Annotated in this window: 14 protein-coding genes; 7 read left to right on the top strand and 7 right to left on the bottom strand. The window is 53.7% G+C overall.

The window, feature by feature from the left end; all coding sequences use genetic code 11:
- The first annotated feature begins 122 nt into the window (after nt 1-122).
- The gene (locus AC4FIC_RS08910; RefSeq protein WP_100256108.1) at nt 123-1,040 is read left to right on the top strand and encodes a LysR family transcriptional regulator; all 918 of its coding nucleotides are present in this window, start codon (nt 123-125) and stop codon (nt 1,038-1,040) included.
- Nucleotides 1,041-1,064: 24 nt separating this feature from the next.
- Here AC4FIC_RS08910 and AC4FIC_RS08905 read toward each other — a convergent pair whose 3' ends face one another.
- Entirely contained in the window at nt 1,065-3,065 is a 2,001-nt protein-coding gene (locus tag AC4FIC_RS08905; protein WP_476195115.1) for an extracellular solute-binding protein, read from the bottom strand.
- 278 nt (nt 3,066-3,343) lie between these two features.
- Nucleotides 3,344-4,285 carry a sodium-dependent bicarbonate transport family permease gene (locus tag AC4FIC_RS08900; protein WP_100256106.1) on the bottom strand — a complete coding sequence of 314 codons (942 nt, stop codon included), beginning with the start codon at nt 4,283-4,285 and terminating at the stop codon, nt 3,344-3,346.
- A gap of 417 nt (nt 4,286-4,702) precedes the next feature.
- Between AC4FIC_RS08900 and AC4FIC_RS08895 the strand changes: the two genes are divergently transcribed.
- Nucleotides 4,703-6,034 carry a hypothetical protein gene (locus AC4FIC_RS08895; protein ID WP_100256105.1) on the top strand — a complete coding sequence of 444 codons (1,332 nt, stop codon included), beginning with the start codon at nt 4,703-4,705 and terminating at the stop codon, nt 6,032-6,034.
- A 1,294-nt stretch (nt 6,035-7,328) separates the two neighbouring features.
- Here the strand turns inward: AC4FIC_RS08895 and AC4FIC_RS08890 are convergent.
- The gene (locus tag AC4FIC_RS08890; RefSeq protein WP_100256103.1) at nt 7,329-7,841 is read right to left on the bottom strand and encodes a hypothetical protein; all 513 of its coding nucleotides are present in this window, start codon (nt 7,839-7,841) and stop codon (nt 7,329-7,331) included.
- 280 nt (nt 7,842-8,121) lie between these two features.
- On the opposite strand from AC4FIC_RS08890, the gene lipA reads away from it, so the two are divergent.
- Entirely contained in the window at nt 8,122-9,117 is a 996-nt protein-coding gene (gene lipA, locus AC4FIC_RS08885) for a lipoyl synthase (protein ID WP_100256102.1), read from the top strand.
- A gap of 69 nt (nt 9,118-9,186) precedes the next feature.
- Here lipA and AC4FIC_RS08880 read toward each other — a convergent pair whose 3' ends face one another.
- The 3 genes from AC4FIC_RS08880 to ligA form a co-directional block, all read right to left on the bottom strand.
- Nucleotides 9,187-10,197 carry an amidohydrolase family protein gene (locus AC4FIC_RS08880; protein WP_100256101.1) on the bottom strand — a complete coding sequence of 337 codons (1,011 nt, stop codon included), beginning with the start codon at nt 10,195-10,197 and terminating at the stop codon, nt 9,187-9,189.
- Between the two features lie 117 nt (nt 10,198-10,314).
- On the bottom strand, nt 10,315-11,151 hold the full coding sequence (locus AC4FIC_RS08875) for a class III extradiol dioxygenase subunit beta (protein WP_100256100.1): 837 nt from the start codon (nt 11,149-11,151) through the stop codon (nt 10,315-10,317).
- The gene (gene ligA, locus AC4FIC_RS08870) at nt 11,144-11,533 is read right to left on the bottom strand and encodes a protocatechuate 4,5-dioxygenase subunit alpha (protein ID WP_193437319.1); all 390 of its coding nucleotides are present in this window, start codon (nt 11,531-11,533) and stop codon (nt 11,144-11,146) included. Before ligA ends, AC4FIC_RS08875 begins: the two co-directional genes overlap by 8 nt.
- A gap of 154 nt (nt 11,534-11,687) precedes the next feature.
- Between ligA and AC4FIC_RS08865 the strand changes: the two genes are divergently transcribed.
- The 4 genes from AC4FIC_RS08865 (at nt 11,688) to AC4FIC_RS08850 (ending at nt 14,671) form a co-directional block, all read left to right on the top strand.
- Entirely contained in the window at nt 11,688-12,650 is a 963-nt protein-coding gene (locus tag AC4FIC_RS08865) for a LysR family transcriptional regulator (protein ID WP_476194210.1), read from the top strand.
- A 185-nt stretch (nt 12,651-12,835) separates the two neighbouring features.
- A complete protein-coding gene (locus tag AC4FIC_RS08860) occupies nt 12,836-13,333 on the top strand; it encodes a TspO/MBR family protein (RefSeq protein WP_100256097.1) in 498 nt (165 codons plus the stop codon).
- Between the two features lie 109 nt (nt 13,334-13,442).
- Nucleotides 13,443-13,907 (top strand): nuclear transport factor 2 family protein, encoded by a 465-nt coding sequence (locus AC4FIC_RS08855; protein ID WP_100256096.1) that lies wholly within the window; start codon nt 13,443-13,445, stop codon nt 13,905-13,907.
- On the top strand, nt 13,904-14,671 hold the full coding sequence (locus AC4FIC_RS08850) for an alpha/beta fold hydrolase (protein ID WP_100256095.1): 768 nt from the start codon (nt 13,904-13,906) through the stop codon (nt 14,669-14,671). The genes AC4FIC_RS08855 and AC4FIC_RS08850 overlap by 4 nt, the downstream gene beginning before the upstream one ends.
- Before the next feature lie 178 nt (nt 14,672-14,849).
- On the opposite strand, the gene rho is transcribed toward AC4FIC_RS08850, so the two are convergent.
- The gene (rho, locus tag AC4FIC_RS08845) at nt 14,850-15,812 is read right to left on the bottom strand and encodes a transcription termination factor Rho (RefSeq protein ID WP_100256094.1); all 963 of its coding nucleotides are present in this window, start codon (nt 15,810-15,812) and stop codon (nt 14,850-14,852) included.
- Nucleotides 15,813-16,528 lie beyond the last annotated feature (716 nt).

Raw genomic sequence — 16,528 nt, 5'->3', positions numbered from 1 at the left:
GGCCCAAGCGAGTATCGCTGCACACAAGTCATAGCCAAAACGTACCATTGGCATTACTATTCCAAAAGATACCCATTTACGCTTAGTGATAACTAATTGATATAGCCTAGGGAGAACGCATTGTGAAGCTGGAACTTATTGAGGCCTTTATTGCCGTGGTCGACGGCGGCAGCATCCGCGCCGGTGCCAAGCAGCTCAACCGCTCCCAGCCCGGCCTATCGAAGAAGATCCGGGCCTTAGAAGCGGAACTGGGTGTGCCCCTAATGGTGCGCAGCGCACAGGGCATTGAACTGACCCGCTATGGCGAGCACTTTCTGGTGCGCGCCCGCACCATCGTCAATGAGACCGAACGCGCGCGCGCGGAGATGGACCAGCTGCGCGGGGCGCTCGACAGTGTGGTGCGCATCTCGGTGGCACCGGCCTCCACGGTGGATCTCATTCCGCAAACCGTGCGGCTATTTCAACACCAGTTTCCGGCGACCCGGTTGGAGATCTATGAAGGACTGCAGGCCGTGGCGGTCGAACAACTGCGCAGCGGTCAGATCGATTTCGCGGTTTGCCCGCTGTGGGAGCCACTACCAGCCAGTGAATTTAGCATTGAGGTGCTTGAAACCATGCCGATGGCCGTGGTCACCAACGCCCAAAGCCGGTTTGCCGCCTGCACCACCCTGACTGAGTTGGAGCAGGCCAACTGGATACACATTGGCGCCGGTGCCAGCCTGAGTCCACTCGTGGTCAAGGTATTTGAGGCCGCCGGCCTATCGACCCCCACGCCGACCATGGAATGCTTTTCGTTGACCAGCACGCTGGGGTTTCTGTTTGCCGCCGATGCAGTGGCCCTGCTACCGGCCAAATTGACCCAGGTACCGCAGTATGCCGACCACCTAATTCAGGTGCCCATCGCGCAGGGTATCCCCAGCTATCCGCTCTACATCATTCATCGCAAAGACAGCCCGATGACCTTGATGGCCGGACACCTGGCCACCATCCTCACCCGGGTGGCGCACAACAAACTGCGCTTGGCCGAACTGGAGCTGTAACAGCGTCTCTGCTGCCGGGCAGTTCTACTGAGCCGTTCCGGCATTTTTCATAACGTCCAGCGTAAATGCCTGAGACTTGGCTAGCGCTTGGTCGACCGTCAGCTTACCTTGCAGCACCGCATTAATGCTCTGCGAGACAAAATTACCGATTGCGGTGAATTCCGGCACCGCGACAAATTGTATGCCGGTATAGGGATTGGCCGTTAGGGTGGCATCCCGAGGGTTAGCACTGTTAATGGCGTCAAATACATAGTCGGCAAAGGGCGCAGCCTGGCGATAGTTTTTATTGGCATAGGTCGACTTGCGCGTACCGGGCGGCACGGCTAGCCAACCCTCGTACTCGGCCACCCTATTGATATAGTCCTTAGACGTGGCCCAGGCGATAAAGTCTTTTGCCTCGGCCTGTAGCTTAGACGATGAGGGGATGGCCAATGACCAAGCCCATAACCAGGCCGACCCCTTCGGCGTAAGGGCCACAGGCGCCGGCGCAAACCATACCGTATCGGCCACCGTGGAGCGACCGGCATCAAACAGCAGTCCGGCGGCGACCGTCGCGTCGACCCACAGTGCGCAATGCCCTTCGGCAAACAGCCTAAGGTTCTCAGAAAAGCCATTTTTATAGGTATCGGGTGGCCCGAACGATTGAACCAGATCAACATAGACATTCACCGCCTGGTGCCAGGCTGGCGTATCCAATTGGGGTACCCATTGCAGATCAAACCACTGCCCGCCGAAGGTATTTACCAGAGTGCCTATATTGGTAATATTCTCACCCCATCCGACCTTGCCACGCAAACACAACCCATAGATACCCTCATCGGGCGCATGCAGTGTTGCGGCAAAGGTTCGGATCTGCTCCCAGGTAGGTTCCGCGGGCATGGTGAGACCGGCTCGGTCAAACAGATCGCGGCGATAATAGGTCATCGAACTCTCGCCATAAAAGGGCAAGGCGTAGAGCTCGCCGTTGTATGACAGACTGTCCCGGATCACATCGATCAGATCGGCTTGATCATAGTCCTCGGGCAAGTCCGTTAACGGCGACAGCCAATTTTGTTTGTCCCACACCGGCACCTCATAGGAACCAATGGTCATCACATCGTATTGGCCTTCGCCGATGGCTAAGTCGCTCAACAACCGTCGCCGTAAAATAGACTCATCTAATACGCGCCAATCAAGCCGGATAGCCGGATGCAGTTGCTCGTATTCCCTGGACAGGCGTTGCATCAGTACCATATCGCCATTCGCTACCGTGGCGATGCGCAATACCTTGTGCTCGGCAGACTGCTCAAACAACAACAGGCCGTGGCGATTCATCAGCGAGTCGATCACGCCCTGGGCCTTGAGTTGCTTAAGCGCACTATTAAAGGATGCCAAATTCTCCTGAGCCTGGGCCGATTTTTTTGAAAACGCCACATACAAATCGATGCTTTCAATAAACTGCTTTGGAAAGGTAAATTGCCCAATCATGTAGGGGAACTGATCGACCATCAGGTCGGCGGCGTTGAACTTGTCTATGAGTACGTAGTTAACACGCCCGGCATACAACATCTTCATGGCTTGTTCGTTGCGGCTAACATATAAAAACTGGGCCGGCGCAAAGGCAATTTTCGCCTGTTCCGATATGGACCCGCGCAGCACCGCGATAGTGGTCGCTTCTGAAATTTTAGCGCCTGAGGCCTCGATGCTTTTTTTACCCAACAAACCCAGCTGGTATGAGGCGATGGGCTCGGACACCAAAAACTTTCCGCTCATCACGGCATCATAGGTCACGGGGAAAACGGCTTGATACTCTCCGATCAAGGCGAAGTTAATGGCCCGAGTGGTGGGGAAAAAATCAATCTCGACACGGCGCTCTGCCTGCACAAACGCCGCCGTTACGATCTCATAGAGGGCACCCTGATTGTTTAGGTTTTGGCCGATGTAAGGTGGTAGATCGTAAGATGACAACCTAAGGTTTGGCTCAGCATAACCCGCTACACAGAGCAAAGACATTAGGTTAAAAAAAAGCAGATTGAGAATTTTCATAAGGCATTGAACAGCGTTTGTGGCCCGCAGCCATTTTTTGTGAACATCCAATACCCCCGCGCATAGCGTATTTCCATGTGCGGCTTAACCTAGTTTAGTATTGGCTATTCGTCAAACCGACCTTGGCAATTAACCAGCGCCGAGGAGCGATGAATAACCGGACTTAGGCGTCACGCTTGCCTACGGGACAAACACCTCGATAGAGCGTCAATTGACTATCGAGGCTTAAGCCAGGGTTCTGCTTTGGGTGATTTTTAAATTAGCTTTTCAAGCAGCGATCACAGCAAAATTAAGTAATGATAAAACGAAATTCCGACTAGGACGTTGAGCGGAAAAGTAAGCCCAAGAGCGGCTAACATCGCCAGGCCGATATCAGCCTCGGGTATCGCGCCTTTTATCGCTACTGGCGCAGCAATATAAGATGCACTGGCGGTCAAGCTGGCAACGATAATCAAGGTGCCTTCGGACATGCCGAGCAATTTACCGGCGGTGATGCCGATCACCGCCAATATTGGCGGGGCGATCAAGGCAAAAGTTAATAAGCGCCAATGATGCAGAGGAAAGGGTCTCAATGTTGATGCGGCGGTTAAGCCCATGTCCAGTAAAAATAACGCCAGTACCGCCTTGAAGGCACCGGTATACAAATCGGTTACGGCAGCGCCTTTTATCGGTCCATACATTAGACCAATTACTACGCCGCCTAACAGCAATATGACACCCTGGTTGGTAAAGGCCTCATGCCACAGTTTGGCCATCGTCGGCTTTACCACGCCAACGGTCCGCTTTTGAAAACGACGATAAATCAACAGACCGACAACAATAGCGGGCAGCTCCATTGCAACAAGATACAGGGTCACTTCTGGGGCCAGAACCAAACCGCGGGCTTCGACATAAGCCAGCGCCACGGCAAAGGTGCCGGCACTGACGGAACCATAATGAGCGGCAATACTCGCGCTGTCTGCCAAATTCAAACCGATGACTTTGCGTACGATGGGGAAAATGAGTACCGGTATCAAAGCACCCAAGGCCATCACGGTTAGTAATTCCGGCAGGACTTGCCAACCCATATTGCCGTATAGAGCCATCCCGCCCTTAAGGCCGATGGTTAACATCAGCAACAAACTCAAGGTTTGGTAAGTCGCCTTTGGCACGGCTAAATCCGAGCGGACGATACCGGCGACCAATCCAAGCATAAAAAACATCACTACGATATCGGGCATTACGTCTCCAATTTAATGTCTCAGTTGTTACAGCCACTCGGGGATGAGCGGCCAAAAATTCTATTAGTGTTGTGCCAGCGCCCACTTCAAGGAAACCAGAGCCCACTTCAAGGGAACCAGAGCGGCATACTATTATTTTCACCACAAAGCCTTTTTGATAATTACTTATCAAATAGGTGCAACGGTGAACAAGGTAGAATTTGGTTGGTTAATCGCTGTGTCGGAACTGCCAAGGCCCCAGGCCGGACGCTCTAGGGTTTGAAGACTTACCCAGCCTCTATTAAGCGCAGCACGCCGAACAAGATTGGCTGCTCCGTCATCGTGAACCATGGCATCGCCGCGCAGAATGACTACTGGGTTTATCAAGGCGAATGCGCTACGTTAGCCTCTGCTTTTAAGCCCTAATTGGTCAATAATATGAAATTAAAATCCCTATTGCTACTGTTATTGCTGGCGGCCCAGGCCCCCTGGGTATACAGCTGGTCCAACCACACGCTCATCAGTCACGACCTACTGCAGGCCTTACCCGAGGTACGCGATGCCGCCCCGGTCGAGGTGGAAAGCATAGAGGCCTTCCTGATGGCCACGGAATCAGACCTGGCCGTGTTTCTGGATGAACAGGAGCAGCAGTTGCGGAATTCGTTATGGCATTACGCGCCCCGGCCAGACAGTCTGCGTTTTATCGCCAACGGCGATGCCCAAAGCGTTCGCCAGCGTTTCACTCAAGCGATCCGTATTAACCCCAATTCGAAGCTCGCGCTTTACGTTCAGTTATTACCCGGTGAGGCGAGAGACGGCATGCCGATCGCGGCAAGCGATGTCAGAACCCTAACCGACCCAGTTCACCTGGAAGAGGTCCAATTAATACAGTTGACTGAAGGACGCCGTGTGGCGCCACTGGACGTGGTCACCACGGCTAATGATGAACCCGACCACGGCTTAGACATTGGCCTGTTCACCGACAGCAATACCGACTATGGCCTAGAGTATGGTTTTGGTGCTCAACCCTTTGGCAATCCGGCCCTGCCCTATGGCACGCAGGCCCCGTTTCACATGGGCTTCTATCATGAGCCAAAGATTATCTATGCCGCCGGCGGCTTCCTCAAACGCACCTATCCGGAATACCGCATCTTACTCTTTAAGCAATTAGCCGAGTTTGCTTTTGCCCAAGGCCATGATTACTGGGGCTGGCGGTTTATGGGCTGGGGTTTGCACTATGTCGGCGACTTCTCCAACCCATACCATGTCACCCCCTTACCCGGGGCCAGCACCTTAGATATTCTAATACCCGGCGTGTTGGGCGTGATCGGCCTACCGAGTGCGCAGCAAAAGGCGACTCAATTGACCTCGAACCGCCATACGGCACTGGAAGACTTCCAACAGGAAGTGATGGACCGTGCCTATATTGCGCACCAAACCAGCCCATTGATCAGCGCTTTGGTGCCACCGGAAACCAGCGTCCCATTTACCAATGAACAGGTAATCGGGCTGATCGCAAAAACCGCTTACGATAAGGCTGAGCAAGTCGATCGGGTTCTGCAGCAAGCCATGCCGGCAAAGTTCATTAACGATTCGGCCATTGAATACTCCGATCTTGGCGTGAAAAGCCAATTACCGGATATTGTCTTGCAGGAATCTGGCCTAGAGGCCTATCAGCGTATGGAAACAGTTGTGGCCGACCTATTGGGTGATTTTGCCCAGTACGGCACAGCCTATGTGCGCAGCATTCTGAGTCAGCCGCGCCGGTGACCGGGGATGTCGCCAAACATCAATGGCTTTGACTCCCCTGCTCTCCGATTGTTGAATTGTTGAAATTCAACATAGGTTACGCCAAGCCCCAGCGCGGCCCAGCACATTTAACCGAGGGACATCGTTCACACATTTCCGTAATTTCATGTATTTTGCATCACACATCGGCTCATTGCGAAAATATCGTGGGACCTACCGCTTGCTGGCATAGGGAGATAACCAGTATTGAAGTGGGTCTCACATTAAGCCTCTCTAAATAATATGGCCCGACTTATCAGTTCATCTCGATTGAAAACGCATTTAAAAACTACCGCCCCAAAAGTAGTTTACGATCAACTTCGCTAACATCGGCCTCAGCGCAGACGGAGGGCCGGCTTCCCTTTGTCACGGATATTTTTTTCAAAAATGTTACGCGCATCATCTTTTGACAGAGAAATTATTCGCTGTTGCAAGACAGGTTTCTAATTGGCTGCCTGGATCATCTTTACCGGTGCAACCTTAAGACCCGCCAATGCGGCAAGACGCATGGCGATAAACTCGGATGTATAGACATGCCCAGTTAATATTAATGTATATTTTAATAGTCATATCGGATGAACTCTGTCCTGACAGGGAGCCTGAGCGCGAGCCTTAGAGGAACATCCACTTTAGTACTCATAGCGAATATCGGTCCGTCTAAGAAAAGGCGACGCAGTCACGCCGCCGTTCTAATATTAAAATATTTAGATACAGTGGAATGATGATTGATTGGCAAGGCTTTCATTCAGACGAATTGAATTGAGATTTGAAATATTCAATCACATCCTAAGTCAGCAGGGCCCCGACTGTCGGAATGCGCCAGCAACCTAAAGACTCACCAGCTGCTTTGACTGAAGCCACTTTTCCTGCAAATAACTAAAATGAGCGTTCAAAGTGCTGTGCACTGTTAATCCAATTTGTCGCTCTTCTTTGGGTAAGTTCATGAATAGATTCTTCTTTGGGTCAAACTCTACGTTTCGGTCGTTGTCGTTTGGGTTTAGGTAATAATGTAGCTTTGGAAATTCGCTGGACATTTTTCCATATAGGGCTGAAACCACCTTGCCATCCTCATCCACCTGACTTCTTATTCGAAAGTAGTACATTCTAAACCTATTGAAATTAGATTCCATCGGATCATCACTGGACCTATATTCATAATATTTAGATTCACTTTTGTATCCGACCTCAGGCGCCAAATAATCTGATTTTAACTTACTTGTAGAACCCTTCACTTTAAACCCAATAAGCCCGCTCCCCTCATTTGGAAATCGAATAGCTAAATTATATTGATTATTAAAAAATCCACTTCGTCAAAGGTATAGAAAAACTCAAAATCTTTATGCAAGCCATTCCCGTGAGGCGGAACATAGTCCCCTGCCATAAAATCATAGCCAACCCAATGGCCTTTAAGATCTTTCCTATCAGCACGTAGATGAGTTTTCCTAGCATACATTGGAATTGGGTTTTTCTTTTCCCGTAAAATTACCGTCGCATCGTGATTGCCATAGCCGAAATCACCTTTAGTATCGTAATACCCTTCTTTTGTAACCAAATACCAAGTACCAAACGTGCCGAACCGAATCGCACTATCTTTGCCTTTTTTGTCGGTGTGCCCTCTACAGCTGTTGCTACCTTCCGATAACATAAATTCAAGGGCTACTGCTGCATCCTCAATAGGTACATTATTTTCATCGACGACCTTTATTTTTATGCCGACTAAGCCACCGCCGCAGGCCGAGATGGCCAGTACAAAGCCGATTATCAGAGCAGGCCTTCCATGCAGGTTCATCCCATTACCCCCTATCCGCCGATTCAACCCAATGCCCCAAAAATAACAATATACAGCATGGCATCTCAGTTAAATCCTGACCAGGTCGGGTGGAATTCGAATACACCTAAACTAAGCGCTCAGCGACCATGGCGGCGGCGCTCCACCCCGCCCAGGGCCCATGTTCCGGGTGAACTTTGTCAAGCTTGCCAAAATTTGCCCAAGAAAAATGCAATACCGGGCCCGAGTGTTTATCATAGTGGCCATATCTCAACCAAGGGCCGCGGTGCGGAACGCTACTATGTCTGACAACAAGCTTATACCTGCCATCAACATCCCCAGTGGCGCTAAATTCGTCAATGCCAAGGGCATTACCGCCATCAAAGATGGCATTAAGGCCACGCCCAAGCAGGCCGAGCGCTTGCCGAAGCCCTCGTGGTTGCGGGTCAAGTTGCAGGGCGGTGCGGCCTTTGAGCGTACCAAGACTATTGTGCACGAACACAAGCTGGCCACCGTGTGCGAAGAGGCCAAGTGCCCCAATATGGGTGAGTGCTGGAGCTCCGGTACCGCGACCATCATGCTGATGGGCGATATCTGTACCCGTGCCTGCCGTTTCTGTGCGGTGAACACCGGCAACCCCAAGGGTTGGCTGGACGCCGATGAGGCGGAAAACACCGCCCGCTCGGTTCAGTTGATGAAGTTGAAGTATATAGTGCTGACCTCGGTCAACCGGGACGATCTGCCCGATGGCGGTGCCGGTCACTATGCGGCCTGTGTCCAAAAGGTCAAGGAACTCAATCCGGATGTCGCCGTTGAGGCGCTCACGCCCGATTTTCTCGGCGTCTTGGCCGATATTGAAACGGTGGTCGATTCCGGCGTAGTGGTCTTTGCCCAGAATATTGAGACGGTACGCCGCTTAACCCATCCGGTGCGCGACCCACGCGCGTCCTATGATCAGACCCTGACCGTGCTCGCCCATGCCAAGGCCTATCGGCCAGACGTGCTGACCAAAACCAGTGTCATGCTCGGTTTGGGTGAGACGGAGGCGGAGATTCGCGAAACTCTGACCGACTTGCGCGCCGCTAATGTCGATATTGTGACCTTTGGTCAGTATCTGCAGCCCACGGTGAACCATTACCCGATAGACCGCTATGTCACGCCGGCCGAGTTCGAGGAGTATCGTCAATGGGGTCTGGATATGGGCTTCTTGGAAGTGGTGTCGGGCGTACTGGTACGTTCCAGCTATCGTGCCGAGCAGGTGTTGGCGAAGAATAACGTCGGGCTGGCCACTAGCTAGCAGCCGGACATTACTCAATATATAGACCGGCGCTCGGGTATCCGCAGCGCCGGTTTTTTTATGCCCCGATCAGGCCTGCAGACGCGGGAAGACGGTGCGGATATTGTCTTCGAAGATGGCCTGCTTTTGCGCTGCCGAGAGCTTCTTATTGCCATCGATATAACGTTTGGTGTCATCAAAGTAATGCCCGGTGGTCGGGTCGATGCTGCGCACTGCGCCGATCATTTCCGAGGCGAAGAGGATGTTTTTGGTTGGAATTACATCCAGTAACAGGTCGATGCCTTCCTGATGGTACACACAGGTGTCGAAGTAGATATTGTTGAGCACTCGCTCAGCCAAATCCCCCAAGCCCTGATCCTGCGCGATACCGCGGAACCGGCCCCAATGGTAGGGCACTGCGCCACCGCCGTGCGGAATAATAAACTTCAGCTGGGGAAAGTCTTTGAACAGATCCGACATCATCAGTTGCACAAAGGCGGTGGTATCGGCACCCAGGTAATAGGAGGTGGTGGTGTGCAGGCTGGGGTGACAGGCGCCCGATACGTGGATCATGGCGGGGATATCCAGTTCAGACATCTTCTCGTAGATCGGGTACCAGAAACGGTCGTGCAGCGGCTTGTCTTTCCAGAAACCACCGGACGGGTCCGGGTTCAGGTTACAGCCGATAAAGCCCATCTCATTGACGGTACGCTCCAGCTCGCGAACCACGGCCTTAGGCGCAACATTCGGGCTCTGGGGCAGCTGGGCGACCGGTGCGAAGTTGCTCGGGAACAGATCGCAGACGCGACGAATCAGGTCATTGCTGTGTTCGGTCCAGGCCACGCTGGTGCTTTCATTGCCCAGGTCGTGACCCATCCAGCTGGCGCGGGGCGAGAAGATGGTCAGGTCGGTGCCGCGTTCTTGCTGCAGCTTCAATTGGTTATTTTCAATGGTCGCGCGGATCTGCTCATCGCTGATCGCCAATGTGCCCTTTTGGGCTAGGTGATCGGCGTTCTGCTTGAGGTCGGCTTTCTGCTGGTCGCGATAGTGACCCAACTCGTCCGGTGCGGTGGTGTAGTGGCCGTGGCAATCGATAATCATAATGCTCTCCAGTGCGTTCACCCGTCGGCTGTCTGCGCAATCGGGTTGAACGCCACACTTATTAGTGGGTAAGGGATACGCGGCCCTGCTCGAGGCAGTGGGGCCGCGCGCTCCGGTTCAATCTTCCAGTATGATCAGTCCCGCGCCGGTGTTTGAGGCCGGCACATGGTAGAAGGAATAGATTTCCTTTGCATCCAGGCTCATGGTGCCGCGCATAATCAGCCACATCACCAGTTCAATGCCCTCGGTACCGGCTTCGCGCATTAGCTCGACATGGCTCAGGGTCTTCAGCTGCTCCGGGTCGCTGGTGAGCATGCGCAGGAAGTTCTGATCGTAGTCGGCGTTGACCAGTCCGGCGCGTTCGCCCTGCAACTGATGCGACATGCCGCCGGTGCCGAAAATCGCCACCTTGGTATCGGGGCCATAGGCCTCGACTGCGGCGCGGATTTCCCGACCCAGATCGTAACAGCGTTTCGCGGTCGGCGCCGGATACTGGATTACATTAACGCACAGCGGCACGATCTTGCACGGCCATTGCTCGGGCTCACCGAACATAATGGACAGCGGCACGGTACAGCCGTGGTCGATATCCATCTCATTGGCGATGGTCATATCAAATTCATTGAGGATCAGATGTTCGGCCAGGTGCCAGGCAAAATCCGGATCGCCTTCGGCGGACGGTACCTTACGCGGGCCATAGCCTTCATCGGCCGGCTTAAACTCCGGCGCGACGCCGATTATAAAGGTCGGAATCAGTTTGAGGCTAAAGGCCGAGGCGTGATCGTTAAAGACCACGATCACCACATCGGGCTTGTTGTCCTGGATCCAATCCCGTGCCGGCTGATAGCCATCGAACAAGGGCTTCCAGTAGGCATCCTGGGTCTTGCCGTTATCAATCGCCGCGCCAATGGCCGGCACATGGGATGTGCCCACACCACAAATCAGTTTAGCCACGGGCCTGCTCCTTCTTACTGCGGTTGCCTTCGACCGAACGGCCGCCAGCGATCATCATCTCGCGAAAACTGTCTTCGGTGACGCCAGACATGGCCGCGCCAACGTATTGCATCGAGCGACCATCGAAGATCGCCAACTTAAAGGTGTAATAGATATTACCGCCCAGTTGCAGCATACCGAGCCAGTCGCGCTCTAACACCGCGGTGCGTTGGGCTGGGGTCACCGGATACTGTGCCAGGTAGGCGCCTTCATCGGCACGGAAGGCCTCGCGATTGGCGGCCTCGTTTAATGACAGGCAAAACATATTGAGCTGGTAACCCAAACGGCAATGACGGCCGTCCATTACATAGGTACCGGGTATGTCTTCGTAATCTTTCGGCATGTGTGTCTCCATGGCGGTGGTATTCGGGCGGGGTCTATCGCTCTTGTGACTTACAGTGTTGTATTTTTTTTTGGATAGAGCCCCAGAATGGATGACAAGCAGCATAGTTAAAGGCAGAATCTGGAACAAGTTAAGTGTTTAGGACGAATCGTTCATGCAGTGGAACATAGCCGATCTACCCATCTTTGTCGCCGTGGTTGAGCACGGCGGCATCTCAGCCGCCGCGCGCGCGCTGCGCATGCCCAAGTCGAGCGTCAGTCGGTTTATTCATCGGTTGGAAGAGGAGCTGCAGGTTCGACTCTTCGAACGCAACTCACGCCAGATGCGCATGACCCAGGAAGGCGAGATCTTCCACAAGCATTGCCAGCTGATTATGGAGCAGATTCAATCGGCCGATGCCCATATGAATGGTCTAACCAAAGAACCGAGCGGCGAGCTCATGGTGTCCTTGCCGATGGCCTTCAGTCGCCTAGTGGTGGCCGGCCATCTGCACCGCTTCCACAGCCGCTATCCGGGTATCACCGTGCGCGTGAGCATCAGCCCGGTAGCGGTGGATCTGATTGGTGACAATATCGATGTGGCGGTGCAGGTCGGCGACCTGCCCGACTCGGATCTGATTGGCGTGCCCTTAGTCGAGTCGCCGCTGCTCTGGGTCGCCACCCCAGCGGTGGCGCGCAATCTGAGTCAGCTTGATGACTTGGACCGATTGGTGAGTCAGGTGAAAATTTGCGAGCAACGTTACAATCGCACACCCTTAAGGGTGCGTATTCGCGGTGACCTACACAGCCTGACCCTAAATGCCGCGCTCGAGACCACCGACCCTATCATGGTGCGCGACACCGTGCTCAACGGCTTTGGCATTGCCCTCTTGCCGGCGCTCTATTGCTACGGTGAAATCCAGGCTGGGTCTCTGGTCCAGGTGGCCCCCGAGGTGCTCTTGCAGACCACCGCCAAGGCGTCGGCGGTGTACACCAGCAAGCGCATGCTCAATGCCCGTACTCGTCTGTTTATCGACTTTTTGCGAGAACTCTGCACCAACAATACCCCCGCCAGCTACTCCCGGGCCACGCCGAGCCTAAGCGCGCAGGAGCCTGAGGGAGCGTTACCGCCCTTTTAACCATTGCTCCGTTTCTACCTCAGGCTAGCTGGCTCTGCGGGTCAGCTTTTTTGGTTTGGCTAGGGCGTACCAGAGACTTCTCGACAAAATTTCGTTGGCGCGCAATCTAGTCCATAGCGCTCATTCCAAGCCCGGCGTACCATACCCCCAGCAGTAAACCAAGCGTCTACATAGAGGGAATCTAAATGACTACACAATCAAAATACCGACCCATCCTGGCCTTAGTGGGCTGGTTGGTTCTATGCTACCTGGCCTCGGGCATTGGCGCCGCGGCCGCGGTGCAAGCGAGTGACTTTTATGGCGAGCTGATCCAACCGGCCTGGGCGCCGGCGGCCTGGTTATTCGGACCGGTCTGGACCTTGCTCTATACCTTTATGGGCATTGCCGCCTGGCTGGTTTGGCGCGTGGGTGGGCTGCAAAATAATCGTCCTGCGTTCGCAGTCTTTCTGGTCCAACTGATCATTAATGCCCTGTGGAGCTGGCTGTTTTTCGCCTGGTATCTGGGTGCGCTGGCGTTCGTCGATATAGTCCTATTGTTGGTGCTGATTGCCGTCAACATCGTGCTGTTTTGGCGCGTCTCAGCCTGGGCCGGTCTGCTCTTGGTGCCCTACTTCCTCTGGGTGAGCTTTGCCAGCGCGTTAAATTTTGCCATGTGGCAGTTGAATCCGCTGATCTTGGGTTAAGGTGCCGGGTTGGGCCGCAGCAGGATACAAACTGGAACGGTGTGTTCCACCGGCCCGTAACGCGTTGATAACCGTATGCTAGGGGCTGATAAAAAAATGAGAGAGCCCTATGCAAAACATCGCCGAAGCAGAATTCTGGCACCAGCACGGTGCCATCAGCCAGCTGATTATTGAAGCCAGCCATCTGGTCGATCAACGCGATTTTACTGCCTTTGCGGCCCTATTTACCGCGGATGGCGCCCTGTACCGCCCGACCACCCCGGAGCCCTTGGTGGGGCCGGCGGCTATCGCCCTATCCTATAGCGCCACACCGGCAACGCGGATTAATCGCCATCTAATCTCTAATCTTCGTATCGCCTGCCAGTCCGCCACCGAAGCCACCAGCAGCGCTTACGTCACCCTCTATTCGAGTGACGCAGCCGAGTCGGCTGACCCCATCTTTGGTGCTACGGTACAGCGCTGCCTGATCGGCGCCTTTCACGACCGACTGATTTGGCAAGATGGTCGTTGGTGGTTGCAGGAGCGCCGAGCCGCCTTTGCACTCAATGCCACGCCACAAGGGCTAGTACGATGAGCCGGGTCGAACGTTCTGAACAGCTCTCTAACGAGGCCAATCTGCACGACCGGGCGGACACTGTTCTGCTACTACCGGGCTTGCTCTGTGATGGCACCGTCTGGCAAGACCAGATACCCGCCCTGGCTGAACGCGGTATTCAATGCATTGTGGCGCACTATGAGGCATCGGATTCGATCGCTAAGATGGCCCATATGGCGCTGGCCCAGGTAACCGGCCCGTTCGCCCTGGCCGGCCATTCGATGGGCGGCCGTGTAGCGCTCGAACTAGTCCGCCAAGCACCGCAGCGGGTTAGCCGACTGGCGCTGCTCGATACCGGTTACCAGGGCCTCGCGGCCGGCGCTCCGGGCGAGAAGGAAGTGGCCGGGCGCATGCGCCTGCTGAACATCGCCCGCCAGCACGGTATGCGTGTGATGGGCCTGGACTGGTTGCAAGGCATGGTCCACCCAGAGCGACTGGACGATACCCGCCTGTGCAATGCCATCTTAGATATGATTGAAGGTTTTTCGGTTGAACGCTTTGAAGCCCAATTGACTGCGCTGATCACACGGCCCGACGCCACGCCGGTGCTCGCGGCCTTAGCCTGCCCCACCCTGTTCGCCTCGGGTCGACAAGACAGCTGGAGCCCATTGGCGCGGCATCAGGCAATGGCCGATCTGGTATCGGGTAGCCGATTGGTAGCCATTGAACAGTCTGGCCATATGACGACGATGGAGCAGCCCAACGCGGTCAGTCGGATCCTACTGGATTGGCTGGCGGGATGATTCCGCTTCTCGTTACGCCGCTTGGGACACCTAGGCTCTGTAAGGTGAATAGCCCAAGCGGGTAACCGGTATTCTGCATGTTACTGCAGACGACGCTGGGAGCTTGGGTATACAAAACCTGAATAACGAACCGCAGTACTCAGTCACCCGTGCGAAGCAATGCCTATTGCCTTATTTTTTAAGATTGCTCGCTCTGAACAGCTTTTAATAGATCAGCATTGGTTGGGTGCATCTGCAGCAAGTCTACCAGTTTGCTGGCGCTCTCTTCCGGCTTAAGATTGCTCAGAGACCGGCGTAACATTCGCACGTTGCCGATATCGCTCGCCTTGATCAGCAGTTCCTCGCGCCGCGTGCTACTTTTCGCTATATCCAGCGCGGGGAAGATCCGCAGACTGGCAACATCCCGCGAGAGCACAATTTCCATATTGCCCGTGCCTTTAAACTCCTCGAAGATGACCTGATCCATCTGGCTACCGGTATCAACCAGTATGGTGGCGAGTATGGTAAGCGAGCCGCCGTTCTCAATATTTCGTGCTGCACCGAACATCTTGCGCGGTATTTCCATCGCGTTAGCGTCCAGGCCGCCTGACATGGTCCGGCCGCTGCTCTTACGTTTGGCATTGTGGACCCGTGCCAAACGAGTGAGCGAGTCGATAACAATCATCACATTATGACCTTCACCCGCTTCGCGGATGGCAATATTAAGCAGGTCATTGGCCACGCGGGCGTGTTGATCGTAGCTATCGTCCGAGGATGAAGCATGGACCTCTGCCGGCACACTGCGCTTGAAATCTGTTACTTCTTCCGGGCGCTCGTCGATGAGCAATGCATAGAGCTTTATCTCCGGATAAGCGTTCCCGACCGCCTGGCAAATATGCTTTAGCATGGTGGTTTTACCACAGCCCGGCGAGGCAACAACTAAACCGCGCTGGCCCATACCGATGGGCGAGATGAGGTCTATTGCTCTAGCGGTGAACTCCGCAGAGCCTGCTTCTAAGCGAATACATTCGGAAGGATGGATGGCAACGCCGTTCAAAAAGCGTTTTTTGGGGTCGTCATGGGAGACCTCATTGGCTAGCGCATCGTCTGGTTTAGGCTCGGTCTTTCGTTTAACTTTAAAACGTAATGTTTCTCGCGTCATAGTATCGATTTTCAGCTCTAGAAAATTAAGTAATGTCGATTCCGCTTACAGCAATCAAGCGAAGCGAAACCAGTGGTCTGGGTTGACTGAAGTGCAGTCTATGGCGGTCAAATTGACGGCCTTATTGGAGCGGGGGGAGAATACTTAGATTCTAACACAGAAATAGGCTGATCGCCTTATACCGTGCCATGACGATGTTCAAGCAACATCGGCGCCTCGACTATAGCGACTATTGGCAGAGGTGTAATCCATTTTCGTGATGTTGTGCTAGGGTAAGAGGCCTTTGGGTGACTGAGCGCTGGCTAAATCGACAATCTACGAGTCGCCGGCCGAGTTCCTCCGTAAAGGTCATATCGTGGTGCAAAAAACATAGCGCTTATAGAAGTATTCGCTATCGCTCTACAGGTTCTGTCGATTGACTGGCTTCAGAGTTATTATGTATGGCTTTCTCTAACTCAGAAATCAGCTGATTCTTGGTTACACCAAATAATTCACCGGCTATAAGGGTGCCACCGACGAGCGGAGCGCCCAAGAGAAGACTCTCATAGGGAATAGTAATTCCGAATATGATCAGACCCAGTTCGGCGATGAATATTGCCAGAACTAAAACCACTAAATTCTGCTTAATCTTTTTTTGATGCTTTGCTTTTAACAGCAGCTGCCTACTGATCTAGAAGCGGCAAATAAACTGTATAAACCAAACCCAGCCTGAGGCG

This window comes from Reinekea sp., from assembly GCF_982785585.1.
The sequence above is the reverse complement of the archived record's forward strand: the minus strand, read 5'-3'. Positions and strand labels throughout refer to the sequence as shown.